The organism is Vibrio sp. 1F253, assembly GCF_041439295.1.
GTDB classification, from domain to species: Bacteria; Pseudomonadota; Gammaproteobacteria; order Enterobacterales; family Vibrionaceae; genus Vibrio; species Vibrio tasmaniensis_A.
Map to the genome: position 1 here is coordinate 1 of NZ_JBGONU010000064.1, position 22,234 is coordinate 22,234.

Annotated in this window: 20 protein-coding genes; 5 read left to right on the plus strand and 15 right to left on the minus strand. The window is 44.5% G+C overall.

Features of this window, described 5'->3' with window-relative positions; genetic code table 11:
• Positions 1-15 precede the first annotated feature (15 nt).
• The 6 genes from ACED28_RS20815 to ACED28_RS20840 form a co-directional block, all read right to left on the minus strand.
• Positions 16-660 carry a TnsA endonuclease N-terminal domain-containing protein gene (locus ACED28_RS20815; RefSeq protein WP_371710649.1) on the minus strand — a complete coding sequence of 215 codons (645 nt, stop codon included), beginning with the start codon at positions 658-660 and terminating at the stop codon, positions 16-18.
• A gap of 142 nt (positions 661-802) precedes the next feature.
• On the minus strand, positions 803-1,846 hold the full coding sequence (locus ACED28_RS20820; RefSeq protein WP_371710650.1) for a GMP reductase: 1,044 nt from the start codon (positions 1,844-1,846) through the stop codon (positions 803-805).
• Positions 1,847-2,702: 856 nt separating this feature from the next.
• The gene (locus tag ACED28_RS20825) at positions 2,703-3,140 is read right to left on the minus strand and encodes a PAS domain-containing protein (RefSeq protein ID WP_371710651.1); all 438 of its coding nucleotides are present in this window, start codon (positions 3,138-3,140) and stop codon (positions 2,703-2,705) included.
• Between the two features lies 1 nt (position 3,141).
• Entirely contained in the window at positions 3,142-4,146 is a 1,005-nt protein-coding gene (locus ACED28_RS20830) for a response regulator (RefSeq protein ID WP_012600962.1), read from the minus strand.
• 380 nt (positions 4,147-4,526) lie between these two features.
• Positions 4,527-4,772, minus strand: coding sequence for a hypothetical protein (locus ACED28_RS20835; protein ID WP_009844815.1), 246 nt, complete (start codon positions 4,770-4,772; stop codon positions 4,527-4,529).
• A 263-nt stretch (positions 4,773-5,035) separates the two neighbouring features.
• Positions 5,036-6,388, minus strand: coding sequence for an MATE family efflux transporter (locus tag ACED28_RS20840; protein WP_009844814.1), 1,353 nt, complete (start codon positions 6,386-6,388; stop codon positions 5,036-5,038).
• Between the two features lie 100 nt (positions 6,389-6,488).
• Between ACED28_RS20840 and ACED28_RS20845 the strand changes: the two genes are divergently transcribed.
• Both ACED28_RS20845 and ACED28_RS20850 read left to right on the plus strand, forming a co-directional pair.
• Positions 6,489-7,499, plus strand: a complete 1,011-nt coding sequence (locus tag ACED28_RS20845; protein ID WP_371710652.1) for a LysR family transcriptional regulator — start codon at positions 6,489-6,491, stop codon at positions 7,497-7,499.
• Between the two features lie 42 nt (positions 7,500-7,541).
• Positions 7,542-8,441 carry a DMT family transporter gene (locus tag ACED28_RS20850; RefSeq protein ID WP_371710653.1) on the plus strand — a complete coding sequence of 300 codons (900 nt, stop codon included), beginning with the start codon at positions 7,542-7,544 and terminating at the stop codon, positions 8,439-8,441.
• Positions 8,442-8,655: 214 nt separating this feature from the next.
• On the opposite strand, the gene ACED28_RS20855 is transcribed toward ACED28_RS20850, so the two are convergent.
• Positions 8,656-9,072, minus strand: coding sequence for a VOC family protein (locus ACED28_RS20855; RefSeq protein WP_371710654.1), 417 nt, complete (start codon positions 9,070-9,072; stop codon positions 8,656-8,658).
• 379 nt (positions 9,073-9,451) lie between these two features.
• On the opposite strand from ACED28_RS20855, the gene ACED28_RS20860 reads away from it, so the two are divergent.
• Both ACED28_RS20860 and ACED28_RS20865 read left to right on the plus strand, forming a co-directional pair.
• Positions 9,452-9,718 carry a DUF3081 domain-containing protein gene (locus tag ACED28_RS20860; protein WP_371695910.1) on the plus strand — a complete coding sequence of 89 codons (267 nt, stop codon included), beginning with the start codon at positions 9,452-9,454 and terminating at the stop codon, positions 9,716-9,718.
• Between the two features lie 30 nt (positions 9,719-9,748).
• Entirely contained in the window at positions 9,749-10,369 is a 621-nt protein-coding gene (locus ACED28_RS20865; RefSeq protein ID WP_371710655.1) for a CIA30 family protein, read from the plus strand.
• 151 nt (positions 10,370-10,520) lie between these two features.
• Here ACED28_RS20865 and ACED28_RS20870 read toward each other — a convergent pair whose 3' ends face one another.
• A complete protein-coding gene (locus ACED28_RS20870; RefSeq protein WP_371710656.1) occupies positions 10,521-11,546 on the minus strand; it encodes a zinc-binding alcohol dehydrogenase family protein in 1,026 nt (341 codons plus the stop codon).
• Positions 11,547-11,752: 206 nt separating this feature from the next.
• Here ACED28_RS20870 and ACED28_RS20875 point away from each other — a divergent pair, with 206 nt between their 5' ends.
• Entirely contained in the window at positions 11,753-12,685 is a 933-nt protein-coding gene (locus tag ACED28_RS20875) for a LysR family transcriptional regulator (RefSeq protein WP_371710657.1), read from the plus strand.
• 144 nt (positions 12,686-12,829) lie between these two features.
• Here ACED28_RS20875 and ACED28_RS20880 read toward each other — a convergent pair whose 3' ends face one another.
• The 7 genes from ACED28_RS20880 to ACED28_RS20910 all read right to left on the minus strand — a co-directional run bounded on the left by ACED28_RS20880 (position 12,830) and on the right by ACED28_RS20910 (position 21,614).
• Positions 12,830-13,216 carry a hypothetical protein gene (locus ACED28_RS20880; RefSeq protein WP_009844806.1) on the minus strand — a complete coding sequence of 129 codons (387 nt, stop codon included), beginning with the start codon at positions 13,214-13,216 and terminating at the stop codon, positions 12,830-12,832.
• A gap of 152 nt (positions 13,217-13,368) precedes the next feature.
• Positions 13,369-14,133: a Fe(3+) dicitrate ABC transporter ATP-binding protein FecE gene (gene fecE / locus ACED28_RS20885; RefSeq protein WP_371710658.1), complete on the minus strand. Its 765-nt coding sequence runs from the start codon at positions 14,131-14,133 to the stop codon at positions 13,369-13,371.
• Between the two features lie 2 nt (positions 14,134-14,135).
• A complete protein-coding gene (locus tag ACED28_RS20890) occupies positions 14,136-15,107 on the minus strand; it encodes an iron chelate uptake ABC transporter family permease subunit (RefSeq protein ID WP_029225349.1) in 972 nt (323 codons plus the stop codon).
• Positions 15,107-16,162, minus strand: coding sequence for a FecCD family ABC transporter permease (locus tag ACED28_RS20895; RefSeq protein ID WP_371710659.1), 1,056 nt, complete (start codon positions 16,160-16,162; stop codon positions 15,107-15,109). Before ACED28_RS20895 ends, ACED28_RS20890 begins: the two co-directional genes overlap by 1 nt.
• The gene (locus ACED28_RS20900) at positions 16,159-17,136 is read right to left on the minus strand and encodes a Fe(3+) dicitrate ABC transporter substrate-binding protein FecB (RefSeq protein ID WP_371710660.1); all 978 of its coding nucleotides are present in this window, start codon (positions 17,134-17,136) and stop codon (positions 16,159-16,161) included. The genes ACED28_RS20895 and ACED28_RS20900 overlap by 4 nt, the downstream gene beginning before the upstream one ends.
• An 87-nt stretch (positions 17,137-17,223) precedes the next feature.
• The gene (locus ACED28_RS20905; protein WP_371710661.1) at positions 17,224-19,347 is read right to left on the minus strand and encodes a TonB-dependent receptor family protein; all 2,124 of its coding nucleotides are present in this window, start codon (positions 19,345-19,347) and stop codon (positions 17,224-17,226) included.
• Between the two features lie 224 nt (positions 19,348-19,571).
• Positions 19,572-21,614: a TonB-dependent receptor gene (locus ACED28_RS20910; RefSeq protein WP_371710662.1), complete on the minus strand. Its 2,043-nt coding sequence runs from the start codon at positions 21,612-21,614 to the stop codon at positions 19,572-19,574.
• Between the last annotated feature and the right edge of the window lie 620 nt (positions 21,615-22,234).

Below are 22,234 nucleotides of genomic sequence, written 5' to 3' on the forward strand. Positions count from 1 at the left end.
TATCGCCCAAACTGGTTAAATTTTAACAGTGACAACTATCCTGCCAGAGGGGGTAGGGCTTTGCCAACCAATAGGCTGGTGCATATCAATACTTAACAACTGTCTGGCAATCAAATCATAAAGTGAGGGTAATAACTGAGAAGAATGAACTGAAGAATATTGAACAACCTGCTCTATCCTGAGCTCTCCATATTTCTTAAATAGATTCAATATGTTTCTCTGAATGGAGTTAAGACGCTCATCGCAAGCATAACGATGAATGATCCTTAAATTATCGAGCAATGGGTATATTTGAATATCATCACCTGTCAATACGTGCAGGTCTTTACCGCCGCCCAATGCTTGTTCTTTCTGAGCTCTAAACTTTTCTTTAAACTCATCTTTTTCTGCAATGCGCTTGGGCTTTATCTCATAAAATGATTGGTATGAATCTTTGTATGTGACTAAAAAATCGGGCGTATACCTATGCAGCTTACCTTCGATAAAATATTCAAAACCCATAGGCTGCGCTTCGAAAGTTATAATCTGTGGCGAAAATTCGAAGTGGAAACATGCGTCAAACTCCAAGTCGGATTCGACTGTATGGATAGAGTTCGTTTTGAGGCTGACAAAGCGTGAGATGTTTTTTACTGACGAGTTTCTAAGAATTCGTTTTTTCATAATAAAAAACCATACCTGTAGTATACTTTCTCAAGTGTTGTACACTTAACAAGCAATTTCAAGGTATGGTTGTTTTTATTTCAGCGTATAGTTTCGTAAAATCAACGTATGGTTTTTTTTACACTATTCGAACTCGTTCAGATTACTCTTTACCGAATACGTTGTTCTCTTGCTCTTGCACACGGATGAAAGTCGTACGCTTAGTTAGCTCTTTAAGCTTTGCTGCGCCTACGTATGTACAAGTTGAACGTACACCACCAAGGATGTCAGAAATCGTGTTGTGAACAGAACCACGGTATGGAAGTAAAACAGTTTTACCTTCCGCAGCACGGTACTTAGCAACACCACCTGAGTGCTTGTCCATAGCCGACTGAGATGACATGCCGTAAAATTTCATGTATTGCTTACCGTCTTGCTCTACAACTTCACCGCCTGACTCAGAGTGACCAGCTAGCATGCCGCCTAGCATTACGAAATCAGCACCGCCGCCGAACGCTTTAGATACGTCACCCGCACATGAACAGCCACCGTCACCGATGATCATGCCGCCAAGGCCGTGTGCCGCGTCGCCACACTCGATGATTGCAGAAAGTTGAGGGTAACCTACGCCTGTTTTAACACGTGTAGTACAAACAGAACCAGGGCCGATACCAACCTTAACAATGTCTGCGCCAGCTAGAATTAGCTCTTCAACCATGTCACCCGTTACAACGTTACCCGCAGAGATAACTTTAGTCGGGAATTCAGCACGTACTTTTTGTACGAACTCAACAAGGTGCTCTGAGTAGCCGTTAGCGATATCGATACAGATGAATACAAACTCTTCGCTAAGAGCCATGATCTTCTTAACTTTCTCGAACTCAGCTTCAGATGTACCCGTTGATACAAATACGTTGTTCAGAGTTTTCTTGTCTGCTGTTTTAGCGAACTCAGCCCACTGCTCTACTGTGTAGTGCTTGTGTACTGCAGTCATAACACCGTGCTCTGCTAGAGCAGCTGCCATTTCAAAGCTTGCTACCGAATCCATGTTCGCTGCAATTACTGGAGTACCAGACCATTGACGACCGCTATGCTTGAATGTACAATCGCGGGTTAATTCAACTTGAGAACGGCTTTTAAGGGTAGAACGCTTCGGACGGAAGAGTACATCTTTGAAACCTAACTTAAGTTCTTGTTCGATACGCATGGTGTTTTCCTTGATTCATAAAATTATGTGTCTCTCGCGAAATGCGTAGTAAAACCGTTGGCAGACGAGTTTACTTTTCTTCGGACACAAAAAAACCGGAGCGTTGGCAGACGCTCCGGTTTTCAGCATTATAGGTCGTGATTTAGTAACAGCAAGTCTGATATTTCACTTTTTTTTATGCTATCCTCTCAAAGATTCCATATCCGCTAAAACTTCCTCAGTTACACTTTCCAACTAAATTCTTATTAATTAATAACTTAGCGAACCATTCGCGCAAACGCTGTTGGTTTATTGCGCAATCGTTTTCCTTCATATTTCACGCAATATCGCCCTCATAATGCAAATATGTGAAGAAAGTGCCTCAAAATCACATAAAAACCACACTTTCCTCCAACAAAAAAATGCCTTTTTTCTTAAATAAATTCGATTATTTTCCAATTTTTATCTGTTTTTGACCAAATTGGCTAATCTCGTGACGTTTCTGTTTTGCAGTCACTTAGAAAAGTGGAGTGAAAAGGACTCAATCTAGAGACCAATATTCACTTGGGTTTGAGAGTCGAACCCTCGCACTCCATTAAATGAAGCTTTCAAGCTTAGACTTTATAAATCCAATTTCTATTCACCCATAGCATTACCGTTCCAAAAGCACGTTTCGTGGCTGCCCTTTCGTTCATTTAACCTAGAAGACTCTGCAAAGCGCTCAGAAAAAGAGGATTGGTTGACGTGAAAAACTGGGGAAAAGATAAGATTTGAAGAATAGAAAGCAAAAAATGGCTAAGGTAATTAACCTTAGCCATTTTTATTCGATGTTTTGAATTGTTCTTTACAAGCTATGAGTATCGAATTAAGACAGGTGCTAATTCTTTTGAGCGCTTAACGCTTCTGCAGTCGCATCTTGAATCGACAAGAACAATGACGTGATTTGTCCAGTAGGCGAACGCATCGGGTTTAGCGTCACGTTCTGGTACATGAAATCAGCTTGTTGAGTAACAGGGCGAACATTACGGCACTTGAACAGGTAAGGTCTTTGTGGCCATGTAATAAAGCTGCGACAACCTAAATCATAGACTGGCTTGGTTTTCAGCCTAAACCACTCTTCTGGGATTTCAGGGAATAACTCAAAGATCGACTTACCGATAGCATCATGTGATTGCTTACCGCTATGGTGAGTCATGAAGCCATTCCAAACTTGCACCTCAAAATCGCGATTAACAACCACCAGCCCCATGTCGACGTTCTGAACCATGTCCACCATCCAGTGGAACTGTTCAAATTCAGCAGGAAGATTCAACATATTAAAACTCCTCCATTAGGTAGGCCAATTTATTATCTAGAAGTGGCAAAGATTCATCAACAAACATGAATAGAAGGTCACAACGGATTGAAGTGCCATCTATGTTATAGCTGACTTCGAAAGTCATCGTTTTCTTGAATGAGCCGCCGGTATTTTCAATAACGGAATCGATTGAGATGTGTTGACCCAGCAACACCGGAGAGCTCTGGAAGAAACGAACTTCTGACTGCTCACCTAACCCATTCAGGAATGAACCCACAAGGATATTAGACACATCCATCAACAGCTCTAATTCTTCTAACTGTTCGCTTTCTGTTGGCACCTTCATGAGCTTTTTAAGATCGCTCACACTGGAATCACTCAGCAAGACTAACGCTTCACCTGCAATACCTTCTCCACTAAAGCCTTGGCAAACACCCGACACTTGGTCGTTGTCTGCTAAGTCGCGAAGTGCCATGTGCAATTCACTCACTTCCAAAATATTCACGTTCGGTAGTGGTAAATGGACAAATACATCAAAATGGCGCGCCAGTGCATCGGCGGCGCGGCCGATTGCTACGTTCGCCACTTCCATGTAGATATCGCGTCTGCGTAGTATTGGAAGATCTAAAGCGGTAGGGGTAACCACCTGAGGCTGCGTTGGCGGCTCAACAAGTTCACGTAAAATGCCTTTTAACGCTTCTTTATCGATCGGTTTTTGTAAAAACGCTTTAGCACCGAGGTCCATGACCCTCTGCTGCGCTTTTGGCTGGATGTCACCGGAAACAACGACAACAGGTGTGTTATCACCTAAGCGTTGCATCTCTTCCAATGTGCCATAGCCATCTAGCTCTGGCATGGTCAAGTCGAGGAACATCAGTTTAAACTGGTTTTGAGCTAACTCTTCAAGTGCATTAAGCCCATGAACAGCAAAAGTTATATCTGCATTTAGAGAACTAGGCAGTGATCGAGCCATCTGCTTCCTTGCTAATGCAGAATCATCACATATAAGAACTGGGAACGACATAAATGCACCACCGACAAATTAAAGCTAATTTCGAGGAGTGTAACAGATCATTATCGTATCAGGTACGGGGTGAATGAATTTATATGTAGATTATTAGTCAGATTGATGGGAAAAGCGGATATTCGATTATCTCTGATTATTCTTTATGAAAAACAATATGCTACAGAGATAGTAACAAGCCATTTTATAAAGTAATTGCACTATTTTATGAAATGACTGCGATGATTTATAGAATAACAGCCTTAATAAGTAGCCTATTAAGGCTCGACTTGCCGATTCACGCACGGCCATACATGTTGAACGTCTATACGTGTTGATCGCCTACTACGCGTTTATCAGGTTGACGTTTTTATCCGTTTTACATAATGAGTACAAGGGAGCTAAAACTGATATGTAGGCCATAGAATCAGTAATGCGAAACGAATAACCACAGCAAACACCAGTAAAGCGATGCCCAGACGGTACCATTTGTATTCCGCAATATTCATTGGGATACGCTTATAAAACATAGTAATCACGCCTTTCCAATCACTACTGCGTCTTCCGTACTGCATCATGCTCGTCAAAACAAACAGAGCGCCAAGTACTAGCATTCCTTTCTCAGCCCAAAACAATCCAACTTCCATTTGCATTTTCCTTGATAAAACGATGAGCGACTTAAATCATTCTAGCCACCTTTGCTTACGGTTTCTGTAAGACCAAGGTCTAAATTACGAAGTACGCAATTCAGGGCTTTTAGCTTATAGCTTATAGCTTATAGCTTATAGCTTATAGCTTATAGCCCATTGTTGGTAATTAGAAACTGGTAACTGGTCATTGATAGTTCTTGGTCAGCATTACAAAGTTTATCGTTCAAGGTTCCGTGGTAAAAGCGAGCATCACAAGCAGATCACGAATAAGCATGAGTCGAGAGATCCGGAGACTTACTGTTCTTTTGAATGACACGCATCAGCTGGATAAGCAGCAGAATACCTGTCACACCTAAACCAACACCGATTCCGCCCCAGATCCCTGCCAATTCAAACTTAGACATCAAATACCAAGCCGCTGGCAAACCAAATACCCAGTAACCAATGGCTGTCATTACGGTTGGCATTGAGACAATCTTCATCCCTCTCAACAGGTTAATCGCCAATAACTGCCAAGCGTCTACAATAAAGCACAACGCAACCACCCAAATAACAGAGGCCAATAGCGAAGTCATTGCGCCCGTACCATCGTCTAACTTGAAGATAGACGCGATCATTTCTGGCCAGATGATGAACACGGCAGATAAGGCTACGCTCAACACCGACACCAATATAAAGCTTAGAATCGAGGTTCTTTTGATGCCTTCGTAGTTACCCGCACCGAAATCACGGCCAACCAAAATCGCCGCAGCTTGTGAGAAACCGAAATTGAAGTTCCAAGTAAAGCTTAAGCATTGCAGTAGGATTTGGTGCAGTGCTAGAGAAGCAATACTGATCGTCCCCGCCATCAGAGTTCCGCCGTATATCAAGCCATGTTCAAGTAATGCAGCGAGCCCAATAGGCAAACCCATCATCAAAAGCGGGCTCATTAACTTGATTGAATACTCTTCTGTGTTTAACCAAGGGGCGAACTGCTTAAACTCGTCACGCTTGAATACCCACACCGTGTATCCAAGCATCACGATAAAGGCCGCGATAGCCGTGCCTAACCCAAGACCCGTTAAGCCCATGTCTAATTGGAAGGTTAGGAAGTAGCTCACTGGCACATTCAGAATTACGGTGATGATAGACATCACCAGAATAGAGCGCACATTACCAAACGCACTGGTTAATCCACGCAGTACCAACAAAATAAGCGAAGGCAGCATCACCCATTTCAAGGCATGCACATATTCCATTGCTAAAGTAATCACTTCTTGGGGCTGTTTTGCTGCCTCTAATACCAACGGAGCAAACCAAAAGCTGGCCATTAAGGTCACACTCAACACAAATGCCAACATTGTTGCGCCTTTAACGGCTAATCTAATTTGTGTGTTACCAAACTCAGGGCGAGCCACTCGCTGACCGTAAGCGATCGCAATCAAGTTCGCGACACAACCCACGGTGCTGCTCGCAATAATAAAGATGAAAAAGTAGATAGAGGCGCCTAAGCCACCAGCCGCAAGGGCTGACACACTGATACGCGACATCATCCAAACATCAGTAAGGACTAAAGCCATAGAGATCAGCTGTGAAATGATCAAAGGGAATGCGAGTGTGAGTATTTTTTTCATGAGCGCCTCAGGTAATTTCGCCCAAAATACGATCGATGAGGCTGGCGTTCAATTGATAAATTTGCGACTCTAACATTCCATAAACTCATGCGAACGAATTATGACCCCATATCCTAGCTTGCCGTCATCCCATAATGGCTTAAAAGCCTTCGAAGCTGCTGCAAGGCTGATGAGCTTTACTCTGGCCGCCGATGAGCTGCATGTGACACAAAGTGCGATCAGCCGTCAGATCAAACAGCTTGAAGATGAGTTAAACGCATCATTGGTTATTCGTAAGCATCGAGCGATTGAATTAACAGAACAAGGTCACGATTTGTACGTGGCTTTACGTGAAAGCTACGCCAATGTCGAAACGGTTATTGCTTCTTGGGGCGAGCCAAAGCAGAAACGTATTGTGATCAAAGCGACTTTGAGTTTCGCGACGCGCGTATTGATCTCTAAAGTCCGGGAATTAAACGAGCGTTATCAAGATTATGAAATCGTCATTGTGCCTGTGATTGAGGAAGACGAATCGATCAACAGCAGCGAATATGACCTACTGATCTTTCACACGCGCTTCAAAAAACGCTATGACAAGGCACCTAACATCACCTTCTTACGTGAAGAGTTTATGGCGCCGGTCTGTTCTACTAGTTTAACGAATTCTGCTAGCTTAGGTAATTCTACCAACTTAACGAACAAAGATACTGACCTCGATTCGATATTAACCTTACCAAGGCTCCACCCAACCTTAGATCATCACGACTGGAAAGTGTGGCTGGCTGATGTCGAGTTCCCGCCGAAAAAGCCCGTTAGAAATACCAGCTTCTTGTCTTTGGATATGGCACTCAGTGCCTGCTTGTCAGGTGAAGGCGTCACGGTGACGGATTTGCTGTTGGTTTTGCAGGATCTACAACGGGGCTTCTTGTACTGCCCTAAGGATGCAAAGATTCAACACAGTGCTTGGACTTACTTCATGCACCAACGTACACACACGCCTATCATCAATGACCTTATTGAATGGCTGAGGGAAGAGACAGCCAAAGAGATCGAGTTGCTGAAATCACTCGCACAGCAATATCAATGGTTTGGTGTAATAGAGCAAGACAAAGGCTTTGATCGACTCTCTTAAATTAAGCTATGATTCCCCTTCCCTCACCCGATTGATATTTTTATGCCTTCTTTCTCTGTTTCAATGATCCCTGTTGGGGTTAGGTTCATGATTCTCTCCGCTTTTGGGTTCGCACTGATGTCTGCTTGTGTGAAATACATCAGCAACTACGGGATACCTGTCTTTGAAATCGTTGCAGCAAGGGCTTTGGTCTCTTTGAGCATCAGCTATATCGATGTGAAACGAAAAGGCATTTCGATCTGGGGTAATAACAAACCACTCTTGTTTGTGCGTGGTGCTGTCGGTACTGCGGCGTTAATGTGTGTTTACTACGCCGTCACCACCTTGCCACTAGCAGAAGCGACCATTCTACAATACGTACATCCCGTGTTTACCGCGTTGCTTGGCGTGTTGTTCTTAAAAGAGCGCGTGCAAAAGTCGACCATGATCTGCATTGCATTCTGCCTCGCGGGATTGCTGGTGATGGTACAACCAAGCATGAACAGTGGCGCAAATAGTGAGTTACCCATGTTCAGCATTATGGTGGCGTTATTGGGCGCGTTTGGTAGCTCAATTGCTTATGTGATTGTGAGAAAGCTTAGCCAAACTGAAGATAGCTCGGTGATCATCTTCTATTTCCCGCTGGTTGCTCTTCCAATCTCAACAGCCCTGATCTGGAACGACTTTGTATGGCCAAGCTTATTCTTAACCATTATGTTGGTTCTGGTCGGGATTTTCACTCAGATAGGCCAATACGGTTTAACCAAGGCGATGCAAACTCAAGCTGCCGGTAAAGCTTCAGCTTACTCATACGTTCAAATCGTATTCTCAGCGTTGTTAGGCGTGTGGATCTTCAATGAGATTCCATCCGTTTGGACTTACCTAGGTGGTGGCCTGATCGTAACAGGTGCCTTGATCAATGTGTTTGGCAAACAACTGTTAGTACCGTTTAAAGCTAAGTAGCTAAGTAAGCGACTAAGCGACTAAGCGACTAAGCGACTAAGCGACTAAGCGACTAGCAGAGTAAATATCAGCTAGCCAATCAGCTAATAGATATAAAAAGGGCATTGCGGAATATTCCACAATGCCCTTTTCTGTAAGTCTTCCTAGCACCCTTTCTTAGACGTTTTATTTCGAACAATCTCGCTCTAGCACACCAACTCGATTACGAGTTCTACTACGTGGCATTGCGCAGCTTGGGATCATCACTCAAGTACTCTACAAATTCGATTTCAAAGCCCGCCGGATCCACAAAGTAAACGTTTTTGCGATAAGGTTCTTCAGCGCCGGGTTTAGCAATCGGGAAGCCCGCATCGATAAGGCGTTGAGTGACGCTCTCAATGTTATTGGTCACATAAGCGAAGTGCGCGAGGCCAACCGAATGCCCAGCCAAATCTCTGTTTTCTCCTTCGCCGTGATCGCTCAACGCGATGTATTGGTATTCATCACCAAAATGTAGCCAGTTACGTGGCTTGCCAGACCATTCGCCTTGCCCTTCATCACGCACATACCAGTGAGGGAAAGCTGCTTTATAGAAAGTCAGCATCTCTGGGATATTTTTAACCACTAAATTTACATGTTCAAGTTGGATCATTCTTCTCTCCTTAAAGTATTCTCTTAAGCAACGTTGCATATCCTAATACCTCAAGTTAAGTTGAGGTAAAGGGCTAATTTGCATTTATTTCGAGAACGTCTTTAGAGCCCAAGTTGTTCTATTTATCACTAAATACAAACTGTAAGTTTAGACGACCTAATCCAATGTAACTCTCTTGCCTCGTATTATGTTCTTTGTACTTAATACCAGTCAAAGTAAGTAAGTGTTCTATCCAAACTACACCTCCCACAAAGTGAACCGATGAAATGGATGTTGTATACAGGCCTCCCCTCAGTGATCGCAATGCAGAACCAAACCGTAGTTAATTGAAATACAAGCACTTAGTTTTTTTTAGTCGACTGCGTAGCGGGAGTGATACATGGACAGCAGAATTACCATCAAAGAATTTCTCAGAGTGTTCGATTACCTTCGTTCAACGGGCGAACAGCTGGACAATAAATATCAATTAGGTGAGATGTTTGCTTGGCACGATTACGACGGTTACACCTGTTGGCTAAGCTACAGAGACGTTACGGTAACCCTGATGTTCCACGGTTCATTAAAAATCGAATACGACAAAACGTCGAATTATGAAGACTTCATCAACCATTGTCTGACTATGCTTGCTACAGAGCCTTCTCCGTAAGTACGAAAGGTCAACACGCCCTAATAACTAATGGAGAAAATCATGCACGAAACTGACTTTAAAACGCACTTACTGCCTAAACGAATCACTTCTTTGTGCCTAATACTCAGCCTTTCTTTTTTATGGTCTCAAGTATCTGTAGCAGGAATAGATATGATTGATTTTACACAAGCGAACGAACAGAAGAATTGGACAGCGACCAACGACAATGTGATGGGCGGCATCTCAACAGGCGGTCTTATTCATGATGGCGAGACGAGTCAATTTAAGGGCGAACTATCGTTAGAGAACAATGGTGGCTTCAGTTCAATCAATCGCTCTGTTAAAACACTAAGCTCTGAAACGGACAGCTTAGATTTGACGTTTGTGGGTGATGGTCGTACTTACCAATTAAGGTTCACAACGTGGATAGATGGAAACAGGACCAACTACAAGCACAACTTTGAGACAATTAAAGGTGAACAACTCAAGAAAGCCTTCCGACTAAAGGACTTTCAAGCGGTGTTTAGAGGTCGGTTACTCAACGGAGCTCCGGCGCTTAAAGCTCAACACATTAAACAGATCGGCTTTTTGATTGCGGACAAACAGCCTCTGCCCTTCGAGCTAAACTTACTTCAGATTCAATTCAAAACCTCGCAAGAAACGGAGTAACGCTTTGTTGGAATAAGGTAAAGCCTGAATAAACCACAGACGAACAAAAGCCCCTGATATCTTACCGATTCGCGATAGATATCAGGGGCTTTCTATTCAAGTGTTCAAAAGATCAATGCTTCAAACCGTCAAAGATCTAAATCATTAACTATTAATATTTAATGGCTGTTTTTCCAATCGACGTACTGCTTTCAATACGTTGGTGCGCATCTTTCAGAGTCTCAACACTAAAACCATTCAACGTCGTCGTTAGTGTCGATTTAATGCGGCCTGCATCAATCAAGTTCGCAGCTTGGAATAAGATGTCCTGTTGCTTCTGGATATCGTCTGTGTTGAACAGTGAACGGGTAAACATCAGCTCCCACACAAAACCTACAGACTTACCTTGAAGCGCCGACAGATCAATTCCACCATCGAACTCCACAATCGAACTGATCATGCCTTGTGGTGCAATCAGCTCCACCATCGATTCCCAGTGCCCTTTAGTATCCGCAACATTAAAAATGTAATCGACATGCTGGATGCCTTGCTCACGTACAGACTCAACCAAGTTACGGTGATTCACCACATGGTCTGCACCCATATCCCTTACCCACTGCTCGGTTTCAGGTCTTGAAGCCGTCGCAATGACAGTCAGGTTAGTCAGTTGGCTCGCCAATTGAATAGTGATTGAACCTACGCCACCAGCGCCACCAATAATCAGAATCGACTTTTGCTCTTCAGGACGAACACGCAAGCGGTCAAACAACGCTTCCCACGCAGTGAGTGTCGCTAGCGGCATCACAGCAGCAGCTTCATCAGAAAGGCTCTTTGGTGCTTTCGCCGCAATACGGTAATCAACGGCTTGGTATTCCGCGTTAGCTCCCATGCGAGTGACGTCACCAGCGTAGTAAACACGGTCACCTAATTCAAAACCTTCAACGCCTGTACCTTTACCGACAACTTCACCGACTGCGTCATAGCCCAGCACTTTAGGTTGTTCGAGTGTTTTATCCTTAGCACTACGAATACGAATTTTTACGTCAGCAGGGTTGATAGCAGTCGCGCTCACTTTTACCAGCAAGTCATTATTTTTTAGTTCTGGCAGACTCGTTTCAAACTCAAATAAACTGTCTTGCTCTGTAATCGCAAATGACTGAGTAAATCCAATAGCTTTCATTTTTGACGGTACTGACATTGTGCTTTCTCCTTGAATTAGACGAGTTAATCTTAGTCAATTCTCACTCTAGATAAACCGTCTAACATTTGAATAATTTTCAAATATATTTTGATAATTAAGCGTATAAAGTTAGCTTAGAAGAGGTAAATAAGGGTTAACCCGCTTTGTGATTAGCAAAGATTTCAATACAATGTTTAGAACATTATCAAACACAGGTAGATAAGATGCTTCTTGAAGACTTACAGGTCATTTTAAAAGTGGCGGAGTTTCGCAGCATCACCGCAGCAGCCACCACCCTAGACATGCGTACTGCAACCGCGAGTGCTGCCGTCAAACGAGTTGAAGCCGCACTAGGCGCTGAACTGTTTGTAAGAACTACTCGCCATTTAAGGCTCTCTTCAGCAGGCGAACGCTATTTACCTGAGTGTGAACAGGCCTTGAAAATATTAGAGCAAGCCAAGCTCAGCATGCGCGAAGAGCTTGGTATTCTCGATGGAGAAATCCGCATTGCGCTTTCATCGGATCTAGGCCGCAACCTCATCACACCTTGGTTAGACGTGTTCTTGCTTGAATACCCTAAAGCATCACTTAGAACGAGCATCAGTGACAGTAATATCGATTTTTACCGTGATTCTGTTGATATGGCGCTACGTTACGGCTCTCCGACTGACGCCAACATGTATGGTTTCAAGATCTGCGATGTGCCGAGAATATTGTGTGCGGCTCCTGAGTATTTGGCTGAAATGGGAACACCAAAACACCCGAATGACTTAGCTCAGCATAATGGTTTGCTTTATCAGCTACATGATATGTTGCAAGACGAATGGGTGTTTAACGATGGTAAGCAGGATCACAAAGTGAAGCTGAAAGGGAATCGTGCATCGAACGATGCTGACCTTGTTAGACGTTGGTGTGTTGCCGGTAAAGGCGTGGCGATAAAGTCTTGTTTAGATATGTCGAAGCATTTGCTTTCGGGCGAAGTGGTTAAAGTTATGCCTGAATTTAAACCAACACCAACCGAGTTGTGGTTAGTCTGCCCTAGTCGTCAATCCATCACACCAACGGTTCGCTTATTAAGAGATTTATTCCGCGAGAAAACCGCGGAGATCCTTTCTCAATTGGGAGGCCAAGGTATTCTAGAAAATAAAGCATCATAGGATCTAATGCTGCTTAGAGATAAGATGTAGAGATACAAAAAAGGCGTTAGTGAACTTTGAAGCCACTAACGCCTTTCTTCATTTGAACATCACACTGTATTAATGGATGTATCTACATTAATACTAATACTTTAATACGAGTGCTTAGTTTGACTCTTCTTCAACATCGCAATCAGCACAGCACTGAAGAGCAATTTCATGTTCGAAGGTGATTGTATCTTGGCCTTCTTCTAGAAGTTCTGCAATTTCATCCGCGACTTCTTGCTCATCATCAGCTTCAATTCCGCTCGCTAACTCTTCTTCTGAATAACCGAAGAAATTCAGTAATAGATACTCGCGAGCTTCGTCTTTGGTACAAACCACATTTGCTGAAAGATCAGGCGTAACTTCACCTTCCGCAAGTGTCTTTGTCACTTGCTCTAGAGCAGTATCTTTCATCGCTGGCGTTAACCAACCAAGATCAGTACTTACTGTCGTTTTTTTACAGTCGAAGCAAGGCAGTTGGTGAAAGTAGTATTGAAAGGTCGTCATAGGTAATTTCTTCTTTAAGTGTTGTATAGCGAGATTATGCGCGTTTTATAGCAAAATACTATCTCAATCAACACCAAAAATTGATTCGCTCTGATTATTTTAACCAGACGCACAGCAAGCCATACTGACAACTTTAATCATCGGCTATTTGCTTAAATCGCCACACACATCGGCGTATTGGATATAGGGTCACGAAATACGCTCGCTTTGAGATCAAAAACATCATTCAGCAATGTCTCGGTCATCACCTCATCGGGGGGGCCTTCAGCCACTAAACCACCCCTTTCTAAAACGATCAAATGATCGCAGTAACGGCTCGCTTGGTTCAGATCATGGAGCACAACCACCACCGTTTTTCCCTTGTCATTCATCTGCTGCATCAAGTTCATTAATTCAACTTGGTGAGACATATCAAGATAAGTGGTCGGTTCATCCAACATCACGACATCTGTGTCTTGCGCTATTATCATCGCTATCCATGCTCTTTGACGCTGCCCACCCGACAGTGACTCAATCGGTTTATCAGCAAACTCAAGTACGCCGGTATCACGCATTGCTTGTTCGACAATAGCTTGGTCTTCTTGCCCTAACCTTCCCCAATGGGACACATAAGGAGAACGGCCATATTCAACCAGTTTTCTGACCGAAATGCCTTCAGGGCTGACCAATATTTGCGGCAGAAGCGACAACGAACGCGCGAGCACTTTATCGCCATAGCTCGACAACGGTTTGTCTTCAAATAACACCTCTCCTGTCACCGGCTTATTGATCCTGACTAACGTCTTTAACAAGGTAGATTTACCACATCCATTGGGTCCAATTAAGGCTGTGATTTTTCCCTTTGGGATGGACACCGAAAGGTTCGGTATGATCGTTTGTTTGCCGTACGCGACGGAAAGATTCTGCGTTTTTAGCATGGTTACCAACCTCGATAGCGATAGAGAAGAAAGATGAAATAAGGCGCGCCAATGACAGAAGTAAGTACCCCTGCAGGCAATTCAATCGGTGGTTGTAGACCTCTTGCCAAGCCGTCGGCACAAGTAACCAAAATCGCGCCCACCAGAGCAGACGCCGGGATTAACAACTTATGATTATGCCCAAACAACAAGCGCGCTAAGTGAGGTGCTAATAAACCCACAAAACTGATCGTTCCAGCCACTGAAACGCTGACGCTGGCAAGCAACACAGCGGCCAATAGCGCAAGAGCTTGTATCTGTTTTGGCTTAGTACCCAATGTGGTGGCACTTTCCTCACCAAGCCCCATCACATCCAATCGCCAAGCAAGCCAAAATGCCATTGGCAACAACAAGAGCAACGCTCCCCAAATAAAGGGAACTTGCTGCCAATTTCGCCCCCAAAGGCTGCCAGTTAGCCATACCATCGCAGTGTTGATCTCGATGGGGTTAGTGACAAGCAAGAAGTCGATACAACTCGCCAGAAACGCACTCACTGCAATACCAATCAAGGCCAACTTGGCGGGTGTTGGCCTTGACCACCATGCCAATAGCGCAATCAACCCAGCAGCCAATACCCCACCGAACATCGCCACCACAGGCAGTACGCTAACTGCCGCATTAGGGAACCACACTAAACTCGCAGTCGCAGCAAGCCCTGCCCCGGCGCTAATGCCCATAAGATCAGGCGATGCTAACGGGTTACGTATCACGCCTTGCACTAATACGCCAGATAGCCCCAACCCTGCGCCCACGCTTATCGCGAGTAACATACGTGGTAGTCGATACTGATGGATAACAAAGTCGTCACTGGAAAAGGCGACCAAATGTTCGATGACTTGAGGAATAGAAAGTGACGCTGCACCGACAAACAAGCCCGCAGATGCCACTAATATGAGAATCCCTGATAACAAAACTATCTTAGTGTGATGGTGCATTAAGATCTCCTCGTCGCAATCAAAATAAAACAAGGTGTCCCAAGTAGGGCTGTAATAACACCAACGGGCGTTTCAGTCGGGAAAGCAATCGATCGTGACAACGCATCTGACCAAGACACTAATGCTGCACCTGCCATTGCGGAGATAGGAATCAGTAGATGGTAATTGTGCCCAACCATGGGCCGAACCAAATGAGGAACCAACAATCCTACAAAGCCAATGGGACCAGCGATAGCGACACTGGCACCCGCAAGCAACACTATAGCCAATCCACTCATGAGGCGAGTAAGCCGGATCTTACTGCCCAACCCCACAGCCACTTCTTCACCAAGCGCCAATAAGTTGAGGTTACGAGCAAGGCTAACAGCCAACACCAAACCAATCACTGCTGGCGGCCAAAGCTGTTGCCACTGTCCCTCATCCACGCTAGACAATGAACCGGTAAGCCAATGCAGCACGCTATAAGCCATATCATCAGCTAGAATCAACGCTGCTCGAGTTAACCCAATCAATAAAGCAGTAATGGCGATACCCGCTAAAACCAAACGTAACGGATGAGAACGTTCGGAGAAGAAGCCACCGAGGAGCATCACAGCACCACCGCCTAGCAATGCACCAAGAACAGCATTAAGGATCGGGTTTAAATCACTCACCACAGGTATGCCTATCGCAGCTAAAGCCATAAAACAGGCTGCGCCAGCGTTAATACCTAAAATTGATGGAGACGCAAGTGGGTTACGTGTTAATCCCTGCATCAACAGTCCGGCGACGGCTAAGCTTGCACCAATCAATAGCCCAGCGTGAGCCCTTGGAGCTCTAAGTGTCGCCAATATTTGATGAGTCATATTGCTCTCATCAAACGCAAACCAATAGTGAACTAAGTCACTCAATGTTAGGGAGAAATTCGACCAACCTAGCATCGAGGCCACGTAACCAGACATCGCCAAACACGACACTAAAGCCGTAAATAACGTGACTCGCCACGACACTAATACCGTAAGCCACGACACTATAAGCGAACGTCGCTTACCTCTAGAGAGCAACATCGAACTCATGAACGATCCAAGATCTGCTCTAGATTTTTCGCCATTTGTTCTGCGGCCAACATGCCTCGATTCAATGACCATAGTGCTGGTGACACTTCTACCACTTGTTGATTCTTCGCGGATGTTAATGCATTAAACAGTGGGTTTTTCTGCCAATCATCAACGATATTTGGATCTGAGTAAGCACCAAGGAGCAACCAGTCAGGATTCGTTTTCAACAACAACTCAAAGCTGGTTGGTAAGTACGCCTTGTCTGTCGGCTCCACTATTGGGCTAGCAATACCTAATGTGGTGAGTACACCTCCGGCATAAGAAGCAGGGCTATGTAGCCACATTCCTTTTTCCGACACAACAGCAAATTGGACAGTTTGTTTAAGCGAGAAATGACTTTTAAATTCCACCATGGCTTGTTGATGTTGGTGAATTCTTTGTTCCATTGCCGATTGCTTATCGAGGGCGATGCCGACCTTAAGCGCAGATTCCAAGTTCTCTTGATAAGTCTCTCCACGGCTTTTGAGCAGCAGAGTTGGTGCGATTCGCTGTAGATCTTGATAAACCGTACGATGACGCTCTGCATCGGCAATGATCAGGTCGGGCTTTAATACCGCAATGGCTTCTAGACTAGGCTGCGAACGCATCCCAACCGATTCCCATGGTTGCACTAATTCACGCACCGCCGGAATCACTCGCGAAGCATCATTGTCATCGGCAACACCAACCGGAGATACGCCTACCGCAGCTAACGCATCGACAAATGAGAACTCCAACACCACAACGCGTTGCGGGGTAGTCGCTATCTCAAACTGACCTTGCTCGTCTTGAATGATCCTCGTTTTTGCTGAACTGGAGAATGAGCACAAGCTTAAAGCCAACAAAGCTAAGGTTATCGCTATCCTGCTGAATAAAAAATGCCTTTTGAATGACAGCAGTCCGTTCGGCAGCAGCCATTGATTCGAAAATAAAAGCCGAGAGCTGTTTTCCATATTTACTTTTCCTTAAACACTAGAACCGTGAAAGTCGCCAATAATATTGGCGACTTATATTCGTTATTATTTTTAATCAATTACCGATTAGAACTGATAGTTCAAATCCAAAGTGTATGAACGCCCTGGCGCTGGATAGCGGCCAACCGGACTGGTATCAATACCGCGGAAGTAGTAGTCCTCAGCAAACAAATTGTTCACTGCAACATTCATACGTAACTTACTGTTTTCATCTTTATACAAGTCTGAGCCTAGGTTTAAGTTCCATACCATGTAAGCAGGTACTTTGCCTTTCGCACCCGTTGCATCTTCAGCACTGGTATTGGCATTGTCAGAATAAGACTCACTGAAATAGTAACCAGATAAGGTCGTATCTACCCTGCTAAAGGCGTAAGTCGCATCCCAGCTAAGTTGATGCTCAGATGTGTAAGGAAGTTGCTTACCTTTGTTTGCACCTTCTGCCTCTATCGTCGCATCCAAATAGTTATAACCCGCGCCTAAACTCAGAGCTTGCATAGCCTGCGGAACATAACGACCTGAGAGCTCAATACCTTGATGAAGCGTTTTACCAATATTATCAAAGGTCTGTGTTCCGCTTTGCCATTGGAGTTGGTCTTCAAAATCAATGCGGTAGAGCGCGACATTAAAGCTAGTTGAATCTTGATTGTAACGAGCACCCAACTCGTAGTTCCATGCTAGCTCACTGCCCTCTTCACCCTTGCCTCGGATGTAAGCGATTTGTGGTGCGCGCAAAGATTTCTGCGCATTGGTGTACCCAACCCATTGCTCAGTTAAATGGTATGCCACGGTTAAGCCCGGCAACCACTCGGTCACTTTGTTGTCTGTACTCTGTACTTTACCTAAATCATTAAAGGTCATATCAATCGATTCGTAACGAATACCCGGAGTAACCTTTAGCACGTCGTTAAACAGGCCAACTTCATTGCTGATGTAACCTGCGAAAGCATCGGTATTCAAGTTCCAATCACGTGGTACTTTTGTTACCCCACCAGCAATTGGCGTTTGCGTTAGCTTGTAATCGATATCTTCATTTACATAGCGAGCACCCACAATCAAGTTTTGCGTCACCGTATTACCGTCAAAGTACATCGCTAACTTAGGTTCCACACCATAAACCGCGAATTCACGTGGTGAGGTACGAATATCTGTTGATGGTAGTGCTGGATCCGCCCAATGACCACCTGCGCTATTAAAGCCCCATTGGAAGAAACGCTCAGAGTGGTGACCGAATGTCAGAACCTCTAACTCTGCGCCATCTGCAATATTCAAATCATGCAAATACTTCAGGCTCCAACGTGTTGATGTACCTTTGTATTCGTCATATGGTCGCTTCGATTGAGTACGATCTTGCTGGTAATCTTTTGGCGACAAAGCGCCCGGCATTTGGGTATCTGCATCGTAACGCTGAACGAATGCTTGTAGCTCCTGGGTATCGCTGAGTAACCATTGCAACTTCGCTTGGAAGTTTTTTACATCTGTATCTGAATGATCGCGGAAACTTTCACCTTTTAGGAAGTTACCTTCCACTTGAAGTGCCAGCGTATCGGTTAACCAACCACCCGTGCGTAGGTAAAAGTCATTAAGCGGTGTATTACCATCTTCAAATACCGTAAAACGATTACTGATTTCCGTTTGCCATTGGTGTGGAATAGGCTTAGTCACCAAGTTGATCACACCACCCACGTTGTTTGGCCCATACTGCACAGCCGCACCACCACGTACGATATCAATTCGGTCAAGCATCGATAGCGTTGCTGGGAAAATAGATTGTCCGGTATGACCATAAGGCGCAAGAGTCAGTGGTACACCATCCATTAGAAATTGAGCATGACCACTGCGGCTCGCTTTCAAGCCGCGCACCGAGATGTTAGGCAATACACCCGTGCCCGTTTCGTCTTGAACCTTAATGCCCGGTACACTTTGAAATGCTGAATCAATAGAGAGTGCGCCAGTCTTTTTAATTTGTTCGTTAGTTAGAACGGTACGCGCTCCCGGATACTCTTTCACATCTTCTAATTCTGAATTACCGATCAAGCTGCCCGTCACGACAACCGTTTCCATGGTCGTCGTTTGCGGATCAGACGCAGCGAATGCACTCATGGAAGTCACTGAAGCGATGGCTGTTGCAAGTACGGTCAAGCGCAGTTTATGTTGCGCGTGGGGTTTACCATCCAAATTCTGGTAAGGCATGAAAATCTCCTAAGTAGGCAAATTAGGGTCAAAGGCTGTGCTTTTAAGTTATACCAACGCTTTGACCCATGGGGCTAAACGACCTCAAAATGAGGCCAACTGTTCACTCACTCGTAGCGAACAAATCAATAGTTTTTTCAGTTGAAATAGCTTTTAGTCACGTACTAGCTCTTAGAAACGTAATAACGCTTAAAAATTAACGACTCTTAGAGCTGAACTCGCTTTTAGAACTGATAGCCGTAGCTGAGCATGAATTCAGCTGGCGCTCCGTAACCAATCTGGTTAGTACCCGACTTACCACTGGTTGCCCCAAGAATGTATTTCTCGCCAAGTACGTTATAAGCGTTCGCTTGAACTTTGTGACGACCCGTGGTGTACGCTGCCATCAAATCAACAGTGGTGTAATCACCTAATGCGACGGCTTCATTGTTACCTGCGTAGCGGTCCCCTACGTATTTCACACCACCGCCCAAACGCCAGTTTTCGTATAATTGGTAAGTACTCCAGAGTGAGAACAGATGATCGGATACATCATTCGGCTTTTTACCTGTATCTTTATCTTCTGCATCTAAGTAGCTATAACCAACTGAAATATCCCACAACTCTGTAATCTGACCGCGAGCTTCCAGTTCAATACCTTGGTGACGTGCTTCAATCTTATTGATAACGTCGCCATTAATATTGGTTTGTGGTTGTTCTTGATCAATTTGGAAAATAGCGGCATTGAGCATCAAAGCGTTATCGAGTAAGTAAGCTTTCGCACCCACTTCTTTTAGATCGGTATGGAAGAATTCAGCCAGTTTAGGGTTGATATAAATACCGGAGTAAGGCAATTGCCACGAACGAGCTAAGCTTGCGTATACCGACATATCGTTGTTGATACGATAGACCAAGCCACCACGGTAGCTCACTTTGTTATCATCTAGCTTCTCTTGGGCTTTCCCGGCTTTTTGCTGCTCAAGTTCCATAGAGTCATAGCGCACGTTACCTATCACCGATAGATCACCCAAGGTGTAAACGTCTTGAAGGTAAATACCCGTCGTCGTCGTTGTGTTATCACGGAAAGGTTTGAAACCCGGATCAGGTGTTGGGCCTGCTACAGGGTTGTAGATATCTTTTGGAGGTAAGGTTTCATCGCTTGCGAGCGTTAAGTCGATATTGATCTGATTATAATCCGCACCGATCATCATTTGGTTCGAATCCGTTTCCCAAACTAGCTCAGATTGAAGAGTCGTCGTGGTACGAGGGTCGTAACCGAGGTTGTTGACAGTTTGTTTAACCTCATTTCCTGTGACTGTCATTTTATCTTGGCGTGTGCCCTTTTGTTCTAACTCGATATGGTTGTATGCCGCGCGGTTTGTCCATGCCCATTCGCTATTCAAAAGCCATTCATAATTAACGCCAACACGAATGCTGTCCGACTCTTGATAATCGTTAGTGCCACCGTAGAAAGAACTCTCAGAGACATCGACAGGTTTGCCATTTTTGGATGGAACACCACGATATGGCACCAACTCTTGGTGCGCATATTCTACATCGAGATCAATGGTATGCCCCTCAGCAGGCAATACACGAATGGTCGGTGCGATAAAGAAATCATTAGAGTCGACGTGATCTACATAGGAATCAGACTGTCGACTTTCCACGTTGATACGACCACTAACCTTGTCACTAAGCGCCATCGAGCTGTCAACCTGACCAACAAAAAGATTATTGCTGCCAACACTGCCGTTGACGTTTGTGAAATTATCACCGTTAGCACGCTTGGTGACCAAATTGATGATACCGCCGGCTGAACCTCGGCCGTAAAGTGCGCCTGCAGGGCCCTTTACCACTTCGACACGTTCGATATTCGCTAGGCTTCGGTACGATTGCAGAGTCCCGTCATCACGCATACCATCACGGTACATGTCGTTAAGCGCATCAAAACCACGAATCACAAATTGGTCTCGGCTTCCCTCACCCAAGGTATTGTTAACCCCTGCGACACCATCAAGTGCATCCACCAAACGTACAGCACCGCGGTCTTCCATTTCCGTCTTTGTGACCACCGATACTGCCTGCGGTACATCCAACCATTCGACATCCGTTTTGGTACCCGACTGCGGCATGTGCTCCGCGTAGCCTTCGCACTGATGACCAATAACTTGCACGGTTTCATCCACCGTTACTTCTTCTGAAGCCATTGCATTCGACACGGTAGCCACTGTGGTTAATGCACCTCCAATTGCCAAGGCGAGAGGGGTGAAAGCCAATCTAACGTTCATATTCTAATTCCGGTTTAGTTTATAAATCACAATGGACGCGAATAAGAACAAATATCATTTATATTTGCAATATATATTTTACCGCCTACCCCTCCAGCACGATATGCAACATTGCTATTTACAAAATGATCAATAAAAACAAAATCATAAAAAGAACGAGCCTCTTAAGACATTGGATAATGTCGTATAAAAGTAGGTAAAAACGAGGTTCGACGGTTGGGAATACTCAGAAAAAAGACTTTTCGATAGGGAGAAAGACAGCAAATAAATAGAGGTTTGAGCCAGGTAACGGATGGGATTAATACCCTTTAGTACGGTGTGCCTATTAACTGGTCATACCTAAAAATAATGTTCAATAATTCAAGACAACAACGGAAATGTGACTGGAGTTGATTGTATCTACAAAGAACCAAGCTCAGTAGCCTATGTTGACTGACAAGCATGATTAGCAAAGAAGGCATGCCATATTCTCATAATTTTGCACTCTCGTAGAAACGGTAATTAAATTAACGAAGGTCTACCTGAATAGAGATGATGATTAGCGTGTAGTTTCATGTAAGGGACCCTGATCTGCTCCAGTCAGACTGGACACTTAGCTAAGCGACATTTCGCTTTTCAAA

What these genes read in the sequence shown, in the direction of transcription:
- ACED28_RS20815 (WP_371710649.1), bottom strand. Translation starts at nt 660, where the DNA reads ATGAAAAAACGAATTCTTAGAAACTCGTCAGTAAAAAACATCTCACGC.
- ACED28_RS20820 (WP_371710650.1), bottom strand. Translation starts at nt 1,846, where the DNA reads ATGCGTATCGAACAAGAACTTAAGTTAGGTTTCAAAGATGTACTCTTC.
- ACED28_RS20825 (WP_371710651.1), bottom strand. Translation starts at nt 3,140, where the DNA reads ATGTTGAATCTTCCTGCTGAATTTGAACAGTTCCACTGGATGGTGGAC.
- ACED28_RS20830 (WP_012600962.1), bottom strand. Translation starts at nt 4,146, where the DNA reads ATGTCGTTCCCAGTTCTTATATGTGATGATTCTGCATTAGCAAGGAAG.
- ACED28_RS20835 (WP_009844815.1), bottom strand. Translation starts at nt 4,772, where the DNA reads ATGGAAGTTGGATTGTTTTGGGCTGAGAAAGGAATGCTAGTACTTGGC.
- ACED28_RS20840 (WP_009844814.1), bottom strand. Translation starts at nt 6,388, where the DNA reads ATGAAAAAAATACTCACACTCGCATTCCCTTTGATCATTTCACAGCTG.
- ACED28_RS20845 (WP_371710652.1), top strand. Translation starts at nt 6,489, where the DNA reads ATGACCCCATATCCTAGCTTGCCGTCATCCCATAATGGCTTAAAAGCC.
- ACED28_RS20850 (WP_371710653.1), top strand. Translation starts at nt 7,542, where the DNA reads ATGCCTTCTTTCTCTGTTTCAATGATCCCTGTTGGGGTTAGGTTCATG.
- ACED28_RS20855 (WP_371710654.1), bottom strand. Translation starts at nt 9,072, where the DNA reads ATGATCCAACTTGAACATGTAAATTTAGTGGTTAAAAATATCCCAGAG.
- ACED28_RS20860 (WP_371695910.1), top strand. Translation starts at nt 9,452, where the DNA reads ATGGACAGCAGAATTACCATCAAAGAATTTCTCAGAGTGTTCGATTAC.
- ACED28_RS20865 (WP_371710655.1), top strand. Translation starts at nt 9,749, where the DNA reads ATGGAGAAAATCATGCACGAAACTGACTTTAAAACGCACTTACTGCCT.
- ACED28_RS20870 (WP_371710656.1), bottom strand. Translation starts at nt 11,546, where the DNA reads ATGTCAGTACCGTCAAAAATGAAAGCTATTGGATTTACTCAGTCATTT.
- ACED28_RS20875 (WP_371710657.1), top strand. Translation starts at nt 11,753, where the DNA reads ATGCTTCTTGAAGACTTACAGGTCATTTTAAAAGTGGCGGAGTTTCGC.
- ACED28_RS20880 (WP_009844806.1), bottom strand. Translation starts at nt 13,216, where the DNA reads ATGACGACCTTTCAATACTACTTTCACCAACTGCCTTGCTTCGACTGT.
- fecE (WP_371710658.1), bottom strand. Translation starts at nt 14,133, where the DNA reads ATGCTAAAAACGCAGAATCTTTCCGTCGCGTACGGCAAACAAACGATC.
- ACED28_RS20890 (WP_029225349.1), bottom strand. Translation starts at nt 15,107, where the DNA reads ATGCACCATCACACTAAGATAGTTTTGTTATCAGGGATTCTCATATTA.
- ACED28_RS20895 (WP_371710659.1), bottom strand. Translation starts at nt 16,162, where the DNA reads ATGAGTTCGATGTTGCTCTCTAGAGGTAAGCGACGTTCGCTTATAGTG.
- ACED28_RS20900 (WP_371710660.1), bottom strand. Translation starts at nt 17,136, where the DNA reads ATGGAAAACAGCTCTCGGCTTTTATTTTCGAATCAATGGCTGCTGCCG.
- ACED28_RS20905 (WP_371710661.1), bottom strand. Translation starts at nt 19,347, where the DNA reads ATGCCTTACCAGAATTTGGATGGTAAACCCCACGCGCAACATAAACTG.
- ACED28_RS20910 (WP_371710662.1), bottom strand. Translation starts at nt 21,614, where the DNA reads ATGAACGTTAGATTGGCTTTCACCCCTCTCGCCTTGGCAATTGGAGGT.